We start from the raw sequence: 23,910 nt of genomic DNA on the forward strand, positions 1-23,910 counted from the left end.
TAAATTAACCTCCGGTATATGCCATTTGCTCATCCAGTTTGTATAATTTATAGCGATTAATCATGCTGGTTACTCTTTTCACCCATTCATGTCCTGCAGAGGAATACCCGGCAGTGTTCATGTGTTTGAGCCAGAGTTTGTATTCAACGTTTCCCTTCATTTTAGGGAACCATTTTTTGCGGGTTACCATGTTGGCAAAGTAGTTAAATGAAGCCTCTGCGTTGGCGAACTCTTTATACCGTGAGCGATAGGCTACTCCTTTTTTCTTGTGGAGACTATTACGTCCCACAATTCCAAAATGGTTATACAACAATTTTGCATTCTTACTCGTCCCCATCCCCGATTCCAGCATCGCAATTCCCAATATTACACTTGCAGGGATACCTTTCTCATTCATGATGCGCATAGCAACCGGCTTGTATTTATTCACATAGTTAGTGGCGTAACGTTGTGAAAAAGCGGTACTACTGATAAGCAAAAGTATACCCAGCAAAGCACAAAACCATCTCCCGCGAAACATTTTCTTAGATGTCATGGCAGAATGTTTTTTTGTACCGGCAATATAGTTGAAATAATTGTACAATATGACTATAACTTATTAAAATTTACTAATCTATTCCTTCTTTAATTCCTGTTAATTATATGCGTTCCTTAGTTTGCACCAATCCCCCTTGACACCGTTTTTTGCAGCATCAAGGGGGATTCAGTTTTATTTTGCCACCCATTTAAACAAAGTCCGTGCCAATCTATTTCACCAGACCGATCTTCAGCTCATTCAGCTGAGCCTGATCGATGGCGCTAGGCGCGTCCAGCATGACGTCGCGGCCGGAATTGTTCTTAGGGAAGGCGATAAAATCACGGATTGTTTCACTACCACCCAGCAGCGAGCAGAGGCGGTCGAAGCCAAAGGCGATGCCTCCGTGCGGAGGTGCTCCATATTCGAAAGCGCCCAGCAGGAAACCGAATTTGTGATTGGCCTCTTCCGGAGTCATACCCAGCGCAGCAAACATTTTCTCCTGCAGGTCGCGCTGGAAAATACGGATGGATCCACCACCTACTTCTGTACCATTCAGCACTATATCGTATGCATTTGCCTTGATGTCTGCATATTTGGACAGATCAGCCATCCAGCTGATATGTTCCGGTTTGGGTGAAGTAAACGGATGGTGACGGGCTACCCAACGGTTTTCATCCTCGGCATACTCAAATAGCGGGAAGTCGATCACCCACAATGGTTTAAATACATTCTTATCTCTCAGGCCCAGACGCTCACCCATTTCCAGGCGTAACTCACTCATTGCCTTACGGGTACGCTCTTCCTTACCTGCCAGCACCAGGATCAGGTCGCCCGGTTGTGCCTGGCATTTTTCGGCCCAGCCTTTCAGTTTCTCTTCATCAAAGAACTTATCAACAGAGCTTTTTATTGTTCCATCAGTATTATATCTGGCGTAAATCAGACCGCTCATACCTATCTGCGGACGTTTTACCCAGTCAGTCAGCTCATCCAGCTGCTTACGGGTATAATCAGCACAGCCTTTCGCACAGATAGCCACCACCAGCTCAGCCTCGTCAAATACTTTAAAGTTGTTCCCCTTAACTGTATCATTCAGGTTTACCAGTTTCATTTCAAAGCGGATATCCGGCTTATCATTGCCATAGAACTCCATCGCGTCATCCCAGGTCATACGAGGGAAATTGCCATCGAAAGTGATGCCCTTGATCTCCCGGAAGATATGTTTCAGCATATCCTCGAAGGTGTTGAGGATATCTTCCTGCTCTACAAAGCTCATTTCACAGTCTATCTGGGTAAATTCCGGCTGGCGGTCAGCGCGGAGGTCCTCGTCACGGAAGCATTTTACGATCTGGTAATACCTGTCGTAACCACTCACCATGAGCAACTGTTTGAAAGTCTGCGGAGACTGAGGCAGCGCATAGAACTCATTGGCATTCATACGGCTGGGCACCACGAAGTCACGGGCGCCTTCGGGAGTGGACTTAATGAGAAACGGTGTTTCTATATCCATAAAGCCCCTGCTATCCAGGTAGTTACGGGCAGCCCGGTTTACGCGGTAGCGCAGTTCCAGGTTCTGCTTCACGATATTACGGCGCAGGTCGAGATAGCGGTATTTCATACGCAGCTCATCACCACCATCAGTATCGTCCTGAATGGTGAAAGGAGGCGTTTTGGCGCTGTTTAATATGGTAAACTCCCCAACAGTGATCTCAATGTCACCAGTAGGGATATTGGGGTTCTTATTGGAACGTTCTGTTACAGTACCGGATACCTGTATAACGAACTCACGGCCCAGCGGCTGATTATCCAGCTGCTGATTCAAAGACTCTCCAAACAGGAGTTGCGTAACACCATAACGGTCACGTAGATCCACGAATGTGATACTTCCGAATTTCCTGACTGCCTGGATCCAGCCAGACAATGATACCTGTGTGCCTTTATGCTCCAGTCGTAGTTCGCCGCAAGTGTGCGTTCTGTACATATACTTATATTATAAAGTTCAACCTTTGTGTTCTCCGGGGTCAAGGCCCAAACGGTCGGCAAAGATACATTTTGCCGCCTGCATTTCTACCCCCTGTACCTGTTAAAAAAGCGTTTAATATCTGTATCTGCCTGCAGTGGCTCGTTTCGAAGAACGTGAGCGACAAATTCGGCCGCCATGGCGGGAGCCAGAGAAGTGCCTTTGGTCCCCAACCCGTTAAAGATGCCCAGAGAGGGGTATTGAGGGTGTAATCCCATTATCGGACGACGGTCCGTACCCGAAGGCCGTACAGCTGCCAGCTGGTCCAATACCTGGTAAGGAACCTTCAATAGCTGCTGCAGGCCCTTTTCCAGCACCTCCCGTTTTTCCTCCGTAGGAGCTTCATCGGGATAATCCCAGGCAAATGTAGCCCCTACCCAGTAGGTATCCGGACCCTGTGGCACAAGTGATACGCTCCTTTTTACAATATCCGGAGTGGAGAAACCGGGGATCTGTACCTGTAGTACCTCCCCTTTATTTAAAAGGAATGGGATATAATTAAACCAGGGGTTATTCACAATGGCGGCGCCTTCGCAAAAGATCAGGTAACGGGCGCTGATATCGGCATATCTGACGCCTTCGGGGCCGATGTCAAGACCGGACAATTCCAGTCGCTCCTCCCGCAGGCTGTTATGACTCTTCAGATAATTTCTCCAGGCAGGCAGGAGGTTGTGTAACAATACTGTAGCGCCTTTTACAATAGCCGCACCATGGGGCTGGTCCAGCCATTGCCCATAGGCACTCACCTTCTCTTCCGAGGGGTCTTCCATATAGGATAATCCCGTGGTACGCGCCACAAAGGCCCCCTTCAACTGCTCAGAGGGCAATACATTATAGATATCCCTGGGCTTGAATACCGGCACTCCGAGCAACTGTTCCAGCCCCTGGTATACCTGCACAGCCACAGGATAGATCTGGTCATATTGCCAGGCTACCGTAAAGCGGCGGCCGGAAACAGGGTTGATCACTCCTGCCGCTATACGTGACGCGCTATTGGGCTTATATTCATCCATGACCAGCACAGACTGCCCTGCCTGCATCAAAGTGTAACTTAACACGGTACCTGCAATGCCCTGCCCTATGATCAAAAAGTCTACTTTCATTTGGGCTGCAAAATACGATAGAAAGCATTCTGCAGCTACCTATTCCGCTTTAAGACTCTTTACAGGATTCGCCAATGCGGCTCTTACAGACTGGAAACTGATCGTGATCAATGATATCATTACAGCGGCAATACCTGCCAGCAGGAATATCCACCAATGAATACTCACGCGGTAAGCATATTGCTGCAACCAGGAAGACATCGCCCACCATGCAAGCGGGAAAGCCACTGCACAGGAGATAATCACCAGTTGCAGGAAATCTCTGGACAATAAGCCGGTTATCCCCGCTACACTGGCGCCCAATACTTTTCGGATACCGATCTCCTTTGTTCTGCGTTCCGCTGTATAAGCTGCCAGCCCAAATAACCCGAGACAGGAAATGATGATGGCAAGTCCTGCAAATACCCTTGATAACCTGTTCACCAACATCTCTGCCTGGAACATATCATTAAACTGGTCATCAACAAAAGTATATTCAAACGGATAGCCGGGGTTCGCTTTGGTAATTACTTTTTCGATAGCAGCTACAGCCTTTACAGGATCAGCAGTCCCCTTTAAACGCAGGTACATAATGTTCCCGAACTGCGTAAGATTATAGAACATCACAGGATCCGGTGAAGCATACATATCACCGTACACATAGTCTTTCACTACCCCTACAACTGTCAGGAAAAGTGTCGGACCATTGGTGGGCGCCTCAATCTTTTTCCCCAACGCACTTCCTGCCCCCATCATTTTGGCCAGGGAAGACGTGATAATAACGCTCTGTGAATCTGTATTAGCCGCGTTGAAATCCCTACCCTCCATCAACTGCATTCCCATAGTAGGAATAAACCCGGAACTTGCCAGTCTTGTAGAGATCAGTATATCACTATTCTCCGGTTTGCCCTGCCATTTCAATGAACTGGTGTTATTACCACCATAAATAGTTGGATGATCAGATAAGGCTACATTTTCCACCATTCCCGTATTTAACAGGTCCTGCCTGATAGCGCTGAAATTATTCAGCATGTTTGCTTTCAGATCTATACTCAATAAATGTTCTTTATTAAACCCCAGGTCCCTGCTTTTTACATGTTGTATCTGTTGATAGATGATCGCGGTACAAATGATCAGCATAATAGATATGGAGAACTGTAGTACTACTAAGCCTTTCCGGATAAATGCGGCCCCTCCTGTTTTTGTTTTCAATCCTTTCAGCACCGCTACGGCATTAAATGAAGAGAGATATAAGGAAGGATAACTTCCGGCTACCAGTCCACAGATCAGCGTGATCACCAGCAATGCCAGTATATGTACCGGTTCCTGTAATCCCAGTGTCAGGTTCTTTCCCATCAATGCATTTGCTGCCGGCAATACCATCCAGATAACGAGCACTGCCAGTATGCAGCTAAACATAGCCATCAGCAACGCCTCTCCGATAAACTGTGCGATCAGTCCACTCTTGCCGGCCCCCATCACTTTGCGCACGCCTACTTCACGCGCCCGTTTTTCGCTACGCGCAGTAGCCAGGTTCATAAAGTTGATACAGGCTATTAAGAGAATGATCCATGCAATGAGAGAAAACATGCGGACATAAGTGATACGTCCACCAACCTGTTTCCCATTTTCAAAATTCCCGCGCAAGCGCCAGTCATTCATACTGAACAGGAACAGGTGATTAATCGCCTGGGGATTTTTCTGCTGTATAAAATTGTACAGCTTTTTATCAATTGCCGCCGGATCCGCATTAGGCTCCAGCTCTACATATGTGTAAGGCGAATTACTTAACCAATCGGATAATGATTCTTTCCGCTGCTGAAAATAGATTTGGAAAGGCAGCACCCAATCAAACTGCAGTGTCGAATTTTCAGGCAGGTCTTTCAATACGCCACTTATTACATATTCCTGCTGATTATCTACCTTGACTCTTCTGCCTACTATGTTTTTATCATCACCAAAAAACTTCTTTGCAGTCTTTTGAGTGATCACTATTGCATCCAGATCTTTAAACGCGGTCTTCGCATTTCCCTCTGCAAAGGGCAAAGTAAACATATCAAAAAGTGAAGCCTCTGCATATCTGCCGCTTGCGTAAACCGACTTCTCACCTATGTTGAACAGCAACGATGGAGCAAAATCCGTCATACGACAGGTATTCGCAATACCCGGAATCTCATCTTTTACAGCCGGTCCTGCCAGTCCCGGCGTAGAGGAGAATGTACGAATACTTCCCTCGTAATTCCAGTTCGCCTGCAAAGAGTATAATCTATTTCTCTTCACATATGTGCTGTCAAAATTAACTTCGTCTTCCACCCATAAAAAGATCACACCTGCACAAACAATCCCTATAGCTAAGCCGAATATATTCAGGAAGCTGTAGGTCTTGTTTTTCCAAAGATTGCGAAGCGTCGCTTTCAGATAACTCTTAAACATCTTGTTATTTTTTATGGTTGCCTGTTCCGGTATGATATTGCAGCGCTGCAGGGATCGGCGTTGGTTCTTCCTTGCCGGGACCTAAATACATCAGGCTGGGTATCTTCGCGGCAGCATTATAAGTCATATCAAATTGATAAAAGCCCTTATCCAATGGTACGATATAAGACTGAGCGTCATCATCGTCCGCCTTTGCTTTATAATCGATCAATACCTGCTTGTTCAGTGAAAATGTAGCATCCGTCCCTGACTCTATACCGAAAATATAGTACCCCGGTTCTTTTAGTTCTATAAAGCCAGTAACCTTTCCATTCAGTGTATCCAAACCACCCGGTAATACCTTCTTTGGCTTATCTATTCCATGCCACATCTCTCCTGCAACAAAAGTTCCTTTCTTTGTTTGTGCATATCCATCTCTTGCGGTGAATACTTTCACAGTCAGTTGCACAGGCACGGTAATTTTCGTCTCCCCTGCTGTCAACTTCGGTGATGCAGCCGTAGGTTCCGTTCCGTCTGTTGTATAATGCACATCCAGATGCTCTTCAGGGAAACAATACAGGCTAAATGGTTTGTCTTTCAGGATAATACCCGACATTGGATGATAGTTGAGTTCCTTGGTCATGTAACCGTTATATGTATACTTTAATCCATCGTACACCGTTTTAAAGATCATAGAATTATGCGTTTCTCCACTATAAACCAAAGTCTTCCAATGCAACGCTGCAGGCGCCTTTGCATGGAAGATGGAATCCATGTCTTTGATGCCCATTCCCTTCAGTGCCTGACCCTCTCTTCCTGTGAACAATAACGTTCTCTCCGGATTAGGCAAGGATGGTAAACTGTCTCCTGCCATTTTCATCAGGAAACCATTCCCCCACCAGAAAGCAGGATCTGCCAGCAAGTAAGACTGGAATAAGGTCGGCTCTTTAAAAAAGGTATAGAGCCCAAATACACCTCCCAGCGAGCCTCCATAGTATGTTCTAAATCCTTTAGTGGGATATTTCTTTTCTATGTAAGGGATCAGCTCAGTTTTCAGGAATGACAGAAAATCGTCTGCTCCACCGGTTAACTTATTATCCGGAATCTTGTAAGGTGTAAAGTCTCTTACTCGATAGTTGTCTTTGTTTACATAAGTGTTCGGCAGGCTCACAATAATGTTCGGCGGCATGAACTGGATCTGGGCGAAGCGCTGCAATTGCGCTACTATCTTTGTATTCCACTCCCCATCCGTCACATAGGTCACTTCAAATCTTTCTCCCGGTTTGTAGTTATCGGGCATCACTACTTCAATCTTCCTTTGTTCTTTCAGTACATTGGAGTAGATAGAATCCCTGACAATCTCCTGTGCAGAGGCAGTCAAAAATGAAAGGACGAGAAATGCGGTAATAATATGTTTCATAGATGGATGCAATTTGGAGTAAACAGATAACGGATTAAATGTACTAATTACTGTCCGTATTTGTAACTCGTGCAATTATGATCCTAAAAGAATGCCACGTCAACACATTATTGGTTATCAATCATTTAATAGGAATCCCGGGAATATGAGTGTCCGGTTTTGATACAGGGATGTCCGGTTTCAGAAAAGAAAAATGCGGATGGTATCCCACCCGCATTTCCTTATCGATTGTAAGAATTACCCTACTCCACTACCTTCACCCTTATTCCCTCACTATGCGCGCTAAACTCAGGCGCATACATACACTGTGCAGTAGTGATACCATTACTGAAATTACCCTGATGTGTCACGAACAAAGTATACTCAAACACATAGGTTCCTTTCCTCAAACTACTAAAGAAGAAATTAGTGCTCGCATCCTTTGTGCTTTCATAATAACTCACCCCGTTCTGCCACTTACATTCACTGATCACATTCAGCGGCTCGAAACAGGCAGCGCGCATGTCCTTCAGGTGAATATATTCCATATCACGGTCTGATTTCATCACGATACGCACTTTCACCTTATCACCCACTTTAAGGCTGTTTCCATCTTCAATAGCAGTCAATACTGGGCCATTGCTCGTATTCCTTTCGATGAACAATTGTTTCTCCAGTTTCAGCGGTGTCTCTGCCGGTGTGATCTTATCCAGCTGCTCGAAATACTGCCAATACACAGCGCCCCAGGACGGCTGACCTTTACTGCCTTTCACTGTTACTGCAATGTTACCCATTGCAGGTTTCACTTCACTGGTATTGAAACGCTTTTTAAAGTAACCGGTACCAGCTTCTGTTTTCTCCTGTGCACTGCTTACGGTCACACTACCTGCTTTGATATCTATTTCCGGTGTAGCTGCTAGCCAGTTGCTACCGCCCAGCAGCATTGCATAACATGCATCAGCTGTCGCTTTGGTAGTATTCCAGTTATTGGTCTGTTTATTCTTCAGCAACCATGTTTTCATATCACCAACAGCTGTAGTATCGTTGGTCACCTCTTTGAAAGCAGCGATCAGCATTGCCTGCGATTCTACAGGCGCCTGATACCACCAGTAACCGCCGCGCAGCTCTTTCCAGCTCATTCCCATTTCCTCATTGATAGTAGCGCGTTCTTTTAGGGAGTTGATAATCTCAGTAGCGGTCTTAACATCTCCTCCTTTCTTCAGTACGATAGCCAGCATTGCCTGTGGATATACATCCATTTTCATCCAGTATTTCTTACACTGTGTCAGATAATACTGATAGGCTTCGCGATATGCCGCGGGAATCTCTTCACCTTTAAACAGACTGCGTGTATACAGATAATGTGTTTCAATATACCCGATCTGCTGAGCGTTCATATCTGCCTTATTCTGTTTCAGCCTGTGGTAAGTTTCATCAATCGCTTTATCAAGATATCCAAGCCCCTTGGCGATCATATTTCCGGCTTCGCCTTCATTCCTCAATGCCCCAACTTCACGTAAACGACCGAAACCTGCGATGATGTATTGTGTGATGTAACGATCTTCCCACATGCCATTAAACCATGGGAAAGCACCATTGCCCATCTGACGTTCCACCAGCTGATTCACCGCCCTTTGTTGTTCGCTGCTCATACGCTGCAGATCAAACAACAAGGCTATACGCTTCTTCTGTTCAGATTCATTTTTCGCTTCCAGTACCCATGGAGTTTCCTGCAACAGTACCGCTTTCAGTTCCTCATTCTTCTGCAGATTACTCTGTAAAGCAGATGTATCTGTAGTACGCCATTTCTCAAAGATGTTCTTCACACCTGGTAATGCATTAGCAATGTAAGCTGCCAGTGTATTTGCATAGAATCTATTAAAGATCTGTTCAGAACATTCATACGGATACTCCATCAGGTAAGGCAGTGCCTGCACTGCGTACCAGGCCGGATTACCAGAGAACTCCAATGTGAAGGAATGCTGTTGTAAAGTCTCAGACTCTTCACTCTTTAATAACTTAGGCATGGTGAATGTACGGGTACCATCACCGCGCATAGACAATGGTAATGTCTCAGTCACCAACGTATTGTTGGTCAATACCGGCAATGCATTTTCTTCACCATCACTATAGATGCCTGATTGCGCTACAACACGGTATACCAGTGAGCTGTTGAAGTTGAACGGGATCTGTACAGGGAAGCTTACCGCTGTGCTCTGTCCCTTCTCTACAGTAAAATGCTGTACCGGGAACAGGTTCTGGAACCATCCATCCACTGGCTGCATAGTCTTTGCGTCCAGCAGTTCCAATCTTGCTTCTCCTTTCAGTGTACTGTCTGCCAGGTTGCTGATCTTTGCAGAGAACTCCATCCTGTCACCTTCACGCATGAAACGTGGCGCATTCGGCTGTACCATCAGTGGTTTCTGTGTTACAATACTGGCTTCTGCCATACCGAATGCAGCATCTTTTGTATGTGCGAGCGATAGGAAGCGCCAACGGGTCAATGCTTCCGGTACTGTAAAGTCGAAGCTGATATTGCCGTCCTTGTCTGTATGCAGTTCAGGCAGGAAGAAGGCTGTTTCATTGAAGTTTTTACGCGGTTGAATTTCAGATGGTTTAGAAGCTGCACCTCCTACTGCAGCAGACGCTGAGTCAACAACAGCTGCATCATTTGCAACAGCATACCCCAGTTCCTTCTGCTCCCTTTTTATACCAAGTGCAGTAACAACTACATCATTTAGGGCAGCCGGTGCCGGCATAGCTTTCGCCATCGCAGATTCAGCCATTATTCCCGGAGCTCTTCCAGCCACTGCACCATACAACCTGCGTCTCATTCCTTCTGAATACCCCACGATGCTCACCTCCTTATCATCCAGCAACACATACGCACCTGTCAGGTACCAGCCAAACCAATTCAGATTATCATATGCGAAAGATGGCAGCTTCGGCCTTTCCTTACGGGTAATACCATCGCGAACCATAGCCATTGTCTCCTTAAAGTTGTCCGCGGCAACCCAGAAACGGAAAGCATCCAGCTGCGGCAATACTGAAGGCACAGACCAGTCTTGTCTGCGGAATTCATCGAGGGAAGCATCAAACATGGAAGCTACCATTTCAGCAGCTACCTGCTCTCCTTTATATCCCTTGATCTTTACCTGCCATTTCTCTTTTTCACCGGGTAATAATTTATCACGATGAGATGCGATTGTTACATCCAGTTGCTTATTAGACCAGGGCACATTTACAGTTTCTGCCAGTGTATATACCCTGTTATCTTTTACAAAAGCATACTGGAATACAGCATTGCCCCTATCAGATTCCAACGCTGTATAATCCCTGTTTTCAATCGTTCCGTTGATATTAAAACTGCTGAAAGTCTCTTTGTTCTCCGACTGCGTTAACAATTGCAGTACGTGTACATCCGTCGCCGAAGAACCTATGCGGATCTGTTTCTTTTCTCCCGGCTCTACAGGCTTTGCATCCGCATATTTCCATACATATACAGGATAAGACAATTTCTTCGCCGACAGATCCACTACTTCAAACACCTGTTTCTGCACTACTTCTTCGCCATATTTATCCTTAGTGCTGGCTTTCAGTTCATACCATCCTGCAGACAGTTTTTCTTTCGCCAGATGGATATTACCTTTTTCACTGGTAGTAACAGATTGTGTCAGTACCGGCTGTTCCCTTTTCCAGCTCTCATGGTTATCTTCATCATTGTAAATATCATGCGGGAATGCCTTTTCATACTCCGCCTGCGGTATTACAAACTGGTCAGGCTTAGACCAGTATCTGCTGCGTAATAAACGTGCAGGCGGTTTAACAGGACTTACACTCACCGCTACTTCCGCAGCTTCAAATGAGCCATTAAGATTCTGTGTGATGATCTTAACAGAATCCAGGTCTTTCTGTAATACAGTACCCGGCAGATTTACTTTTATTTCCAATGCCTGGTAACCGGCACTTACTATCTGATCACCGCTATGTGTCTCTCCATTGATATCAGTAACAGTAGCAGCAACAGCATATGAGAATACGGGCTTCAATGACGCTGGTACTTTGAGATCAGGCAGAGCAGGGAAAGTAATACTGAAAGTACCATCCGCAGCGGTCTTCACTTCTCCGTGAACGATCTCGCGGGATTCACTCTGGAATGGCATTCTCCACATCAGCCATGGATAAGGAAAACGCGCTCTCCTTGTTACGCGATATTGTACCTGTGCACCGTCTATGTTGTTACCAGCATATGCCAATGCTTTACCGGTCACTTTTACTGAATCATTCACGCGGTAAGTACCCTTCACTGGTTCAAATTCCACATAGAATTTCGGACGCTTATACTCTTCCACCTGGAAAGCAGTATATGCGATGCCACCGGTTTCCTGCAGGTGGAATTCACCATTCAGACGTCCTGTGGGCAGTGTGAACTTGCCTGAGTAAGCACCATATTCATTGGTTGTTACTTTAAGTGTATCTACCAGCTCTCCGTTCACGTCATACAACTCTACCTTTGTCTGCAGCCCCGGCATCACTTTGCTCTTTGCACCACCGGGATTAGCAGTCAGCGCAATTCCTTTAAAATAGAGCGTCTGACCCGGACGGTAAATAGCCCTGTCTGTGAAAATAAAGCTGTTATGCTGGTCTTTTAACTCGCTCGACTGTTGCTGATACTTATAGTTGTATACGTACTTAAAATCGTCTATAAACAGCTCATCTTCGCCATTCTTCCATTCCAGTCTTACATTCTGACGTTTGTTATCCCATTTTACGTCTATAATGCCGTCTTTATTGGCGGTATAAGTCTGCAACTGTTTTAACTTACTCGTCCTTCCACTTTCACTGTACCCCCAGACTGTCAGCTTTGCATCCGGCAGCGGCTGGCCTGTTTGTCTGTGTAATGCATAATACCTGCTGGTGATATCGTCTTCATTGTATTCGCGAAGTATATAACTGATGTTCGACACATGGATAAACTGCATGGCCAACAGATTCTCATTCAAACCAAAATCCTTGTTCACACTGGCCAACAGCATATATATACCCATCGGCAAGGCATCTATTTTTATCTCAGCAGCATGCTCCCTGAAATCTGTTGATCCTGTCAGTGCTTGTTCCCATGCTTTCAATGCCTGCTTACCTACGATTGAACGCCAGTATTTATTGGTCGTATCCCGGTAATCTTCCTGCGCTTCACGCAACGAATTACGGAATGCCTCATCTATGCGTACTACTCTTAAATAGATCTTATCGGTATTACGATAGCTCACCAGTGTTCGGAAAGGCATTCCCGGCAGATTAACCAATTCAGTTTCCAGCCTGAGTGCTTTCCCTTTGATGCCCTGTAGCAGATCAAAACAGTTTGCTCCTCCCACGGACGCAGGGGCCAATGCTATCGCCTTTTCACAAATTGTTTTCGCCAGTTGCATCGCCGCCGAAGGAGTCATGCCTTCAGCCACAGTAGCTTCTTTCTTACTGCCTTCATTAAAGTAATAATAGGCCAGCTGAGACATCACCTGCGTCACTTCTTTTTCCCCTTCATAAGCCTTCTCCTGGGCCTTCAGCAGCTTTACATACAAAGCTTCCTTATCAGGCATCACCGCTACCTGATTCATATAAGTTGTTCTTTCCAGGTCGAGATCCAGCAGCGCAGCCTTGTCATTCGCATGGAAACGCATCAGGTCCTGCAGCAGCAACAAAGCCTTATATTGAAGGGAGGCCGAATCTGTAGTAGCAAACTTATGTTGCATAAAAACATCCGCGGTAGCGAAAGCCGCAGGATCTGTTAGCTCAAACTGATTCTCCGGACTGGTGATCTGGCTTTCCCCTGACTTATAGTAATCCAGGGCACGGTGTGCGACGAGATCATATAATGTAGGTCGCAGTTTACGACCATTTCCTTTGGCTACTTCCAGGATATCCCCGTATTTGCTGATATCCACCTTCTTCAGCGCAGGCACATCCTGTAAAGAGGCTTCATAAGCAGCAGTTATCTCTCTGTGAAGCCGCGCTTCACTCCAGCTGGAAACATCCGTCGAGGTGTCGCCTTTAATGTCTGTACGCTCGTATAATTGAAACCTGTTATTCTCCAGGTACCGCTGCAGGGTCTCACCCTGCAGACTTTTCATAATGGCCCGGGCAGTCGGCGAAAAGGTCTGCGTCTTCCAGTTCGCATTCCTGTCCTTTTCATTCTTCTCCTCCTCCAGGTTAGCCACATATTTAATGCGGTAGATATAGGTCTTCAGTAACTGTACCTCGTTCTGCTGCTTTGCAGCATTCTCCGAGATCACATCCAGTTCCAGCAAAGCCGATCTGAGCAGGCCTTTCCCGTCTAATTCCTGTACCTTCTTCCAGTGGGTGTCATAGTTAAATTGGGCCATAACAGTTTTACAGCTTAAAATTGAAAAAATAAAAACGGCTACGATAAGACGCATATGGGATAGCATTTGATATTTCATTTATCTCCGGAATAGGATGCGAAAAAAGTTCCTATTCCACAGGGTTTTGGTATAAAAGTCAACAAAATACGGTCGGGGGCAAAAAAAATCCTCCCAGGGATGCACCCGTGGGAGGACAATATATTACATAATCTATTGATTATTACGCTTTCACAGTTTTCAGCACCTCTGCCATTGTCTTACCAATGTTAGCAGGGCTTTCTACTACGTGAACACCACATTCCGCCATGATCTTCATCTTGGCAGCAGCTGTATCATCAGCACCACCGATGATAGCACCAGCGTGACCCATACGACGGCCCGGAGGAGCAGTCTGGCCCGCGATGAAACCAACTACTGGCTTGGTACCGTGTTTCTTAATCCATTGTGCAGCCTCAGCTTCCATACTACCACCGATCTCACCGATCATGATGATACCCACGGTTTCAGGATCGTTCATCAGCAGTTCAACCGCATCTTTGGTAGGGGTACCAATGATTGGGTCTCCACCGATACCGATAGCGGTAGAAACACCCAGACCAGCTTTAACTACCTGATCTGCAGCTTCATATGTTAAGGTACCGGATTTGGATACGATACCAATATTACCTTTCTTGAAAATGAAACCCGGCATGATACCTACTTTAGCTTCTTCAGCAGTGATTACACCAGGGCAGTTAGGTCCGATCAGACGGCTCTTACGGCCAACCAGGAAGTTCTTAGCCCTGATCATATCCTGAACGGGAATGCCCTCAGTGATACATACGATCAGTTCGATACCGGCTTCCGCTGCCTCCATGATTGCGTCTGCTGCGAACCCTGGTGGAACGAAAATGATAGAAACATCAGCGCCGGTAGCCTTTACAGCATCATCCACTGTATTGAAAACCGGGCGATCCAGGTGCTTGGTGCCGCCTTTTCCCGGCGTAACGCCGCCTACTACCTGCGTGCCATATTCTATCATCTGTGTGGCATGGAATGTGCCCTCTGTACCGGTAAAGCCCTGTACAATCACTTTGCTATGCTTATTAACTAAAACACTCATCGCGCTTGGTTTATTGTTTTATAATGATATCGGCAAAATTAAAGTCCTAATCCCAAATTCCAAATCAATCTTTTTTGATCTGATTCCGCCAGTTCTGGTCCTGGAACATTTCCATCTGCCTCATCTCTTTCGCATCTCTCAGGAACTCGGATGCGAAGATAAAGTCATTCAGCTTCTCATCTTTACTGAAAACGATGTCTTTATTACTTCCTTCCCACTGTTTACGCCCCTGGTACATATATACTATATGGTCTCCGCTTTCCATTACGGTATTCATATCGTGGGTATTGATCACCGTGGTAATATTATACTCCAGTGTTAATTCTTTGATAAGCTTGTCTATCAGCAGGGAAGTCTGAGGATCCAGACCGGAATTAGGCTCATCACAGAACAGGTATTTAGGGTTTAACACGATTGCACGGGCAATCCCTACCCTCTTTTTCATCCCCCCGCTGATCTCAGCCGGGTACTTTTTGGCCGCTTCCTTCAAATTCACCCTCTCCAGGCATTCCATCACACGGGTTTTCTTTTCCCTGAGGGTGCCTTTCCCGAACATATCCAGCGGAAACATCACATTCTGTTCCACCGTCATACTATCAAACAAAGCCGATCCCTGGAAAAGCATACCTATCTGCTGCCGGATCTCCTTCTTCTCATGCTCCTGCATGTTCGTAAAATCCTTTCCGTCGTACAACACCTTACCCGCATCCACCGGCATCAATCCCACCATACATTTCATCATTACCGTCTTTCCACTGCCACTGGTACCGATGATCAGGTTCACTTTTCCGGTCTCCATGACGGCAGATACATCCGGCAGAATGATCTTATCTCCAAAGCCTTTCTTAATATTAACCAATTCAATCATAAACAATTACGAATTATGAATCCGGGGCTACCAAACCGGGAATGAATCCCTCTTCGTTCGCTGTAGCAGATGGATTACTTATAACAAGAGCGCTGCCAGCAGGTAATCCATGAACAATATCAGCACACAGCTTACTACTACGGCGCTGGTGCTGGCTTTACCGATCTCTAAAGCGCCACCCTCCACATTATATCCATAGTAAGAGGGTACACTGGCAATGATGAAGGCAAATACGAACGATTTGAACAGGGCAAAAAAGATATTATATGCCCTAAACTCCTGCCTGAGGCCCTGCCAATACTGATCTGAAGATAAAATACCTCCCAGCTCACCGGCCTTTTCACCTCCCCAGATCCCCAGGAAGCCGGCAATACAGATCAGGCAGGGTATCATGATCAACGCTGCCATGATTTTGGGCATGATCAGGTATCCTTTTGTATTGATTCCCATGATCTCCTGCGCATCTATCTGTTCAGATACACGCATATTACCCAGTTCTGAAGCTATCTTGGACCCTACCACACCTGCCAGTACGATACAGGTCAGCGTAGGTGCAAATTCGAGAATAATCGTATCCCTCACCACCTGTGCAATGGTGGATTTGGGAATGAGTGGGCTTACCAGCTGATAAGCGATCTGCAGGGTGGTCACCCCTCCCATGAACAAAGAAATAATAAATACAATGCCAAACGATCCGATGCCTATATCCACACACTGCCGCATAAACTCCCGCCAGAACATCCGCATGTTTTCCGGGCGGGAAAACATGCCTTTAAGCATAAGCAGGTAGCTTCCGAAATGATGAAAGAATCTAAACTCCATAACTGGCCAAAGATAGCGAAAAATAGTCGGGACTACATAGCCCGGACGCCATCCGCTCATTTAAGACTTCTTACCAGCAACCGCTTCAGACTGCGTTCAATGATCTCACCCATTGTTTTACAACGCGAAAACACGGGGTCATCATAATACTCTGCCAGCTCATGACCCAGCTGGGATACCTTTTCCGGGAATGATACCTGGTCTGTCATGATCACATCCCTGAGATCTTTTATGCGGTGTCGCTGCGTCTTGATCCTCCGGGCTATTACCGAACGCTCCTCCTGCTGATATTGCTTCACCACTTCTGCATTCAGGTGTTTCATCGCCAGTTCCACAAAAACGCGGTTCTCCTTGAAGAACTGCGGCATATAGAGGGTCCGTTTTCCTTCATAGAATTGCTGATCAAAATCAATAGCGCGTATGCGGAACTGTACATCATCAAAGTCCTGGGTAATGTCAAAAACGAAATTATAGGAACGCATATCCCCCAGCAGACGCACAAAACAACGTTCATTGAACTTGACAAACTCCTTGGCTATACGTTTTGGGTTAAACTCAGGCCTGTTCAGGTAGTGAAGTATGAACTGATCGCCCGGCACCCCGGCAATATGCTCTTCAACCAGCGTATTGCCATCTATCAGATAGCTGATCCAGTAGGGCGACAATATATGTTCCAGCTCCAGCCCATAAATACGGGAAGCATCTGCTATCTTGACATAAAAATAATCGTACACGTCATTGTACGTGTTCCGGATCCTGATCCGGAATGGGTGGGAATTACCAAACGTACAATAATCGATACGTTCCACCTCCAGGTGCTCTTCTGCGGTCTGATCACCACCAGCTTTCAGGATGGAATAGATCCTCTTCAATCCCGCCTGTAACTGATGGTACATACTCTGCGGATAAAATACCGATTCCCATAAAGTATCCTTACCATCTTTATCATACACCGGGATGCTGTTATCAAAATAACGCAGCTCCTCGTAAGACACAGGAAGCCTCACCTCTCTCTCATACAGTTTGAGATATCCCCTGAAAGCGGGGTTCAGCGGGAAAAAAGCCTTTTTCTTGGATATGTGCTGCATACCCAAATATCAATCAAAAAATCAGGAATTAAGCATCCTGGATCTGATATTGCGGCACTTACCGTTGTTATCAGATACAGGATACTCAATTCCTGATCACTTATCTTTTCTATTATTTTCCGTCGCAGCACTTATGCTGGGCATCCACCACGGCAATGTTCACCATGTTCACAATAGAACGTACGGTGCTGCCCAACTGGAGGATGTGCACAGGTTTCTTCATACCCAGCAGCACCGGCCCGATAGCATCGAAGCCCGCTACTTCCTGGAGAAGGTTGTATGCGATATTACCTGCAGCAAGGTTAGGGAAGATCAGGGTGTTCACTTCCTGTCCCAGCAGCTCACTGAAAGGATAACTATCCTTCAGGATCTCCTGGTTGAAGGCCATAGCAGCCTGGATCTCACCGTCTACTATCAGGGTAGGATCTTTCTGTTTTACAATATCACGCGCCCTGCTTACCAGCTGTGCTTCAGGAGTTGGGCTGGACCCGAAGTTGGAGTACGACACCATCGCAATACGCGGTGTGATGTTGAATTGCCTTACCTCATTCGCCACCAGCATGGTGATCTCTGCCAGTTCTTCTGCAGTAGGATTGAAGTTTACGGTAGTATCTCCGAGGAACAGTGGTCCGCGTTTGGTATTGATGATATACATACCGGCCACGCGTTTAGCATTTGCCTCTGTACCGATCACCTGCAAAGCCGGACGGATGGTATCAGGATAGTTACGTGTCAGACCGGAGATCAGCGCATCCGCCTCTCCTGTTTCCACCATCATACAGCCAAAGTAGTTACGCTCACGCATTACCTTCTTCGCCTCATACTGGTTGAAACCTTTACGCTGGCGCTTCTTGAAGAACAGCTCTCCGAAATGGTGACGCTTATCATGCATCTCATCGCTCTTAGGATCGATGATCACGGTGTCATCCAGTTCGATACCATGTTCAGCAGCCAGGTTACGGATACGCAGTTCATTACCCAGCAGGATCGGATAGGCAATACCTTCTTCCCTCACTACCTGGGATGCTTTCAGCACTTTCAGGTTATCTGCTTCTGCAAATACCACCTTACGTGGGTCCTGACGGGCTTTGGTACCAATAACGCGGAACAGCTGGTTATCCAATCCGAGGCGTTTATTCAGTACTTCTATATATGCCTCCCAGTCGGTAATAGGCAGCTGAGCCACTCCGCTGTCCATAGCAGCACGGGCTACCGCCGGCGCCACATGACTGAGCAGGCGTGGATCCAATGGTTTTGGAATGATATATCTTGGTCCGAAGAAGAGGTTCTTTTCATTATAGGCCAGGTTCACAATATCCGGTACGGATTCCTTGGCCAGTTCCGCCAGGGCATGTACAGCCGCCAGCTTCATCTCTTCATTGATCTGGGTAGCACGTACGTCGAGCGCTCCACGGAAGATGTAAGGGAAACCCAATACATTGTTTACCTGGTTAGGATGATCGGAGCGGCCGGTAGCCATAATCACATCCGGACGGGAAGCAATGGCCAGATCATAGGCAATCTCCGGATCAGGGTTCGCCATCGCGAATACGATCGGGTTCTTTGCCATGCTCTTGATCATGTTGGGCGTTACAACGTTCCCTACTGATAATCCCACAAACACATCCGCATCTTTCAGTGCCTCTGCCAGCTCTGTCACCTTTGAAGTGGTGGCAAACTGCTTGTGCATCTCTGACAGGTTGGGACGGGTAGTATTGATCACGCCATCCTTGTCAAACATGATGATATTCTCCCGTTTTACTCCCAGGGCCACATACAGCTTTACACAGGCCATAGCTGCTGCGCCGGCGCCGTTCACGACGATATTAACCTTGTCAATCTTCTTTTTTACCAGTTCCAGGGCATTCAGCAGGGCTGCACTGGAGATGATCGCCGTACCATGCTGGTCATCGTGCATGATAGGGATCTTCAGTTCCTTCTTCAGACGCTCTTCAATCTCGAAGCACTCAGGACTTTTGATATCTTCCAGGTTGATACCGCCAAAGGTCGGTTCCATCGCTTTCACAACCTGTACAAACTCGTCTACATTCTTTGTATTCAACTCAATATCAAACACATCGATATCTGCGAATATCTTGAACAATACTGCTTTTCCCTCCATTACAGGTTTACCGGCTTCAGGGCCGATATCTCCCAGTCCCAACACGGCAGTACCGTTACTGATCACCGCTACCAGGTTACCCTTGGCGGTATATTTGTACACATTCTCTACGTCTCTGTTGATTTCCTTACAAGGTTCGGCTACTCCGGGAGAGTAAGCCAGTGAAAGGTCCCATTGTGTCTTGGTGTTCTTTGTAGGTATTACTTCGATTTTTCCAGGCCGCCCCAATGCATGGTAATCCAATGCATCCTGCTTGTTCTGTTTTCTTGCCATTTCAATAAAAGATTGTTCTTGGGCGTGCAATATACGAAGTATTAAAAGAACAGGAGCTAGCACGAAAGAGTAGGTTCACAATATTTACTTATTTTTACTGCGATTAATCTCCCTGACAAACATGATACAACGCATTCAAAGTCTTTATCTTCTATTAGCCGCAGCGGCCGGTGTAGGTACCTGGTTTATGAACATATGGAAAGCTGTATTAAGCGACGGAACCCTCACTTATTTTAAAGCGCAGTCCAGCTTCCTGGTATTTGTAGTCTATATGCTGATCGTAGCACTGGCGCTCTTCTGCATATTCCTGTTCAAGAACCGCAAGCTGCAGTTCCGCCTGACCGTATTAAACATCTTCCTGGCGATTGCATCTATTGCCCTTCAATATTTTGAAGTGCTGAGTACAGCCAACAAACTGCAGGAAGGCGGTAAACATATCTCTGATTCTTCCTATTTACCCGGCGCCTTTCTGCCAATATTGATCCTGATCTTCCTCTTTATGGCTGCAAGAGGCATTTATAAAGATGAGAAGCTGATCAAATCACTGGACAGACTGAGATAACCGACCCCATAAACAGATTAAATAAAAATGCTGCGAAGATATTCTCCGCAGCATTTTTTATGTTCTTAATGAAGTAAGGCGATGTCCATAAAGATGATAGGACGACCATTCAGTAGGAATGGGTGATACAGACGTTCCAGCATTTCCTTTGCCTTGCCGGTATTCACATCTACCATGATACAGTCAGGGCGTCATGAAGTCCTGTACAGCAGCGCACCGTTTAAAGATATTGGCCGGTATAACTTTCTTTCACCTTCTTCAGTCCCTCCGGCAATCCTGCATACAGCAGCTGTCCGCCTCCGGCGCCGCCTTCAGGCCCCAGATCGATCACCCAATCAGCACTACGGATCACGTCAATATTATGCTCAATCACCAGTACGGTATGCCCCTGTTCAATAAGGGCATTGAATGACGCCAGCAGCTTTTTGATATCATGGAAATGCAGACCCGTGGTCGGTTCGTCAAAGATGAACAGGATATGTCCCTGCGCCTTTCCTTTCCCCAGGAAGGAGGCCAGTTTCACACGCTGTGCCTCTCCACCACTCAGGGTGTCGCTGCTCTGCCCCAGTTTCACGTAACCCAGTCCCACATCGCTCAGCGGACGGATCTTATTGCACACATCTTTTTCATCCTTGAAGAAGTCCAGGGATTCCTCCACACTCATTTCCAGCACATCGTAGATGTTCTTGTTCTTATAGGTAACTTCCAGTACTTCGTCCTTGAAACGTTTACCACCGCAGCTTTCACACTGGAGATGCACATCTGCGAGGAACTGCATTTCAACGATCACTTCTCCTTCTCCTTTACAAGCGTCACAACGACCGCCGTCTACGTTGAAGGAGAAATGTTTAGGCTGGAAACCACGCATCTTGCTCAGCGGCTGCTTAGCAAACAGGTCGCGGATCTCGTCATATGCCTTGATATAGGTTACCGGGTTGGAACGGGACGATTTACCGATCGGGTTCTGGTCTACCATCTCGATCTGGGTAATATCATCCACCGCGCCTTTCAGGGCACGGTGTTGTCCTACACGCTCTGCGAACTCTCCCTTCAGCTTCATAAGGGCCGGATACAGTATCTGTTTTACCAGTGTAGTCTTCCCGGATCCACTCACTCCGCTCACTACAGTCAGTACCTGTAAAGGGAAGTCTACATCAATATTCTTGAGATTATGCTGACGGCAACCTTCCAGTGTAATCGCCTTTTTCCATTTACGTGTATGAGCCGGTGGTTCTATGCGGAGCTGTCCGCTCAGGTATTTTCCTGTCAGGCTTTTGGAATCTTTTAGTATCTGCTGATAATTCCCGGCAAAGATCACTTCACCTCCCAGGTGACTGGCCAGCGGCCCCATATCGATGATATAGTCCGCTTCTTCCATCATCATTTCATCGTGCTCCACTACTACCACGGTGTTGCCCAGATCACGCAGTTCTTTCAGCACACCGATCAAACGGTGGGTATCGCGTGCATGCAGACCAATACTCGGTTCATCGAGGATGTACATGGAATTGGTCAAGTTACTACCCAGCGAGCGGGTCAGCTGTATACGCTGGCTTTCGCCACCACTCAGTGTATTGGCTACACGGTTGAGGGTCAGGTATCCCAGACCTACGTCCAGTAAGGTCTTCAGACGATGATCTATTTCTACCAGGATCCTTTTGGCCACCTGCTGATCGTATTCACTCAGCTCCAGACCTTTGAACCATTCGTAGAGATTACTTACCGGCATATCTACCAGGTTGGCGATGTTCACCCCTCCTACTTTGATATACAGCGCTTCTTTCCTCAGGCGGCCACCTCCGCATTCATAGCAGGTAGTACGACCCCGGTAGCGGGATTGAAGTACACGGTACTGCACTTTGTAGAGGTTCTGCTCTACCATTTTGAAGAACTCATTCAGCCCGTAGAAATGCTCGTTGCCCGTCCACAGCAGCTGGTACTGCTCCTCTGTAAGATCAACTATCGGCTTGTGGATGGGGAAATTGAACTTCCTGGCGGCTTTGATCAGCGCTTCCTTGTATTCGCCCATCTTCTCCCCTCTCCAGGGTGCAATGGCGTTTTCATATACACTGAGGCGTTTATCGGGTATCACCAGGTCGGCATCAATACCCAGCACCTGTCCAAAGCCTTCGCAAACCGGGCAGGCCCCGTAAGGGTTGTTGAAGGAGAACAGGTTGGGAACCGGCTCTTCGAACTGCATACCATCCAGCTCAAAACGGTTGGAAAAGTGCTTCATTTCTCCGCCATTCACTTCCACCAGGCAGTCGCCCTCACTCTCGTAGAACGCAGTCTGCACGCTATCTGCAATACGGTGCAGGTCATCTTCCTCAAAGTCTTTCGCCACCAGACGGTCTACCAGCAGGTATGCCTCTTTAGGCAGGGAAGGCTTCTTTTCATCCAGCAGCTCCTCAATACGCAACAAGGCGCCGGCCTCCTTCTCTTTCGTATACAGGCGGGAAAAGCCTTTCTGCATCAGGATCTGTAATTCCTCCTTCACGTCGCGTTTAGCGTGACGGCGGAAGGTGACCAGCAGTTGTATTTTGGAGCCGGAAGGCAGTTTTTTGATAAAGTCCACCACGTCGCTCACCTCGTGCTTTTTCACCAGCTGACCGGAAATGGGGGAATATGTTTTGCCGACGCGGGCAAAGAGCAGGCGGAGATAATCGTATATTTCCGTCATGGAGCCCACCGTAGAACGGGGCGTACGGGTGATCACCTTCTGTTCGATGGCAATAGCCGGGCAGATGCCCTTGATATAATCGACATCAGGTTTGTTCATTCTCATGAGGAACTGGCGGGCGTAGGAGCTGAGGCTTTCCGCATAACGGCGTTGTCCTTCAGCGTACAATGTGTCCATGGTCAGTGAAGACTTTCCCGAACCGGATACTCCCGTCACGACTACCAGCTTACTCCGGGGAATGCCTACGCTCACATTTTTGAGGTTGTGAACGCGAGCGCCTTTAATGAAAATCTGATCTTGTGTACTAACTGACTGATCGTCAATTATTGTTTCCGTTTTCTTCACTTTAGTAGCCATAATGGATGCAAAAATACCGAAAGTAAACCATTCCGGGGTAATTCCGTTATACCTGAATGTGTTATATGCTCTACGGGAAACCTACCACCATCCGCCAATACAACGGATTGCAGACTATATAAAATCACAGGAAAATTGCACGAAGGAGGGATTGTTTTATTGAACTATTACATTATATTTGCATTAGATGAGAACTGAAGGCCACTTCGGAGTCTATTTTTACTAAACT

Annotated in this window: 13 protein-coding genes; 1 reads left to right on the forward strand and 12 read right to left on the reverse strand. The window is 46.7% G+C overall.

The features are described 5' to 3' along the window. Positions 1–4: 4 nt before the first annotated feature. From BLR32_RS18685 to BLR32_RS18735, 11 genes are all read right to left on the reverse strand, one after another. Positions 5–535, reverse strand: a complete 531-nt coding sequence (locus BLR32_RS18685; protein WP_143011520.1) for a glucosaminidase domain-containing protein — start codon at positions 533–535, stop codon at positions 5–7. Positions 536–746: 211 nt separating this feature from the next. Next, positions 747–2,495, reverse strand: a complete 1,749-nt coding sequence (gene aspS / locus BLR32_RS18690; protein ID WP_089834370.1) for an aspartate--tRNA ligase — start codon at positions 2,493–2,495, stop codon at positions 747–749. Between the two features lie 86 nt (positions 2,496–2,581). Further along, on the reverse strand, positions 2,582–3,637 hold the full coding sequence (locus BLR32_RS18695; protein ID WP_089834371.1) for an NAD(P)/FAD-dependent oxidoreductase: 1,056 nt from the start codon (positions 3,635–3,637) through the stop codon (positions 2,582–2,584). Between the two features lie 39 nt (positions 3,638–3,676). After that, positions 3,677–6,049: an ABC transporter permease gene (locus BLR32_RS18700; protein ID WP_089834372.1), complete on the reverse strand. Its 2,373-nt coding sequence runs from the start codon at positions 6,047–6,049 to the stop codon at positions 3,677–3,679. Positions 6,050–6,053: 4 nt separating this feature from the next. Beyond that, positions 6,054–7,448 carry an alpha/beta hydrolase-fold protein gene (locus BLR32_RS18705; protein ID WP_089834373.1) on the reverse strand — a complete coding sequence of 465 codons (1,395 nt, stop codon included), beginning with the start codon at positions 7,446–7,448 and terminating at the stop codon, positions 6,054–6,056. A gap of 242 nt (positions 7,449–7,690) precedes the next feature. Further along, positions 7,691–13,807, reverse strand: a complete 6,117-nt coding sequence (locus tag BLR32_RS18710) for an alpha-2-macroglobulin family protein (RefSeq protein WP_176842339.1) — start codon at positions 13,805–13,807, stop codon at positions 7,691–7,693. 220 nt (positions 13,808–14,027) lie between these two features. Further along, on the reverse strand, positions 14,028–14,909 hold the full coding sequence (gene sucD, locus BLR32_RS18715; protein ID WP_089834375.1) for a succinate--CoA ligase subunit alpha: 882 nt from the start codon (positions 14,907–14,909) through the stop codon (positions 14,028–14,030). Between the two features lie 64 nt (positions 14,910–14,973). Then, the gene (locus BLR32_RS18720; protein ID WP_089834376.1) at positions 14,974–15,777 is read right to left on the reverse strand and encodes an ABC transporter ATP-binding protein; all 804 of its coding nucleotides are present in this window, start codon (positions 15,775–15,777) and stop codon (positions 14,974–14,976) included. A gap of 78 nt (positions 15,778–15,855) precedes the next feature. Next, positions 15,856–16,599, reverse strand: coding sequence for an MlaE family ABC transporter permease (locus BLR32_RS18725; protein WP_089834377.1), 744 nt, complete (start codon positions 16,597–16,599; stop codon positions 15,856–15,858). 56 nt (positions 16,600–16,655) lie between these two features. Continuing rightward, positions 16,656–17,687, reverse strand: a complete 1,032-nt coding sequence (locus BLR32_RS18730) for a hypothetical protein (protein ID WP_089834378.1) — start codon at positions 17,685–17,687, stop codon at positions 16,656–16,658. Between the two features lie 112 nt (positions 17,688–17,799). Beyond that, a complete protein-coding gene (locus BLR32_RS18735) occupies positions 17,800–20,082 on the reverse strand; it encodes an NADP-dependent malic enzyme (RefSeq protein WP_089834379.1) in 2,283 nt (760 codons plus the stop codon). A 121-nt stretch (positions 20,083–20,203) separates the two neighbouring features. Between BLR32_RS18735 and BLR32_RS18740 the strand changes: the two genes are divergently transcribed. Then, positions 20,204–20,644 carry a DUF4293 domain-containing protein gene (locus BLR32_RS18740; protein WP_089834380.1) on the forward strand — a complete coding sequence of 147 codons (441 nt, stop codon included), beginning with the start codon at positions 20,204–20,206 and terminating at the stop codon, positions 20,642–20,644. A gap of 220 nt (positions 20,645–20,864) precedes the next feature. Here the strand turns inward: BLR32_RS18740 and uvrA are convergent, their stop codons facing one another. Next, positions 20,865–23,681: an excinuclease ABC subunit UvrA gene (uvrA, locus tag BLR32_RS18745; protein WP_245705462.1), complete on the reverse strand. Its 2,817-nt coding sequence runs from the start codon at positions 23,679–23,681 to the stop codon at positions 20,865–20,867. Positions 23,682–23,910 lie beyond the last annotated feature (229 nt).

Source organism: Chitinophaga filiformis (assembly GCF_900102545.1).
GTDB classification, from domain to species: domain Bacteria; phylum Bacteroidota; class Bacteroidia; order Chitinophagales; family Chitinophagaceae; genus Chitinophaga; species Chitinophaga filiformis.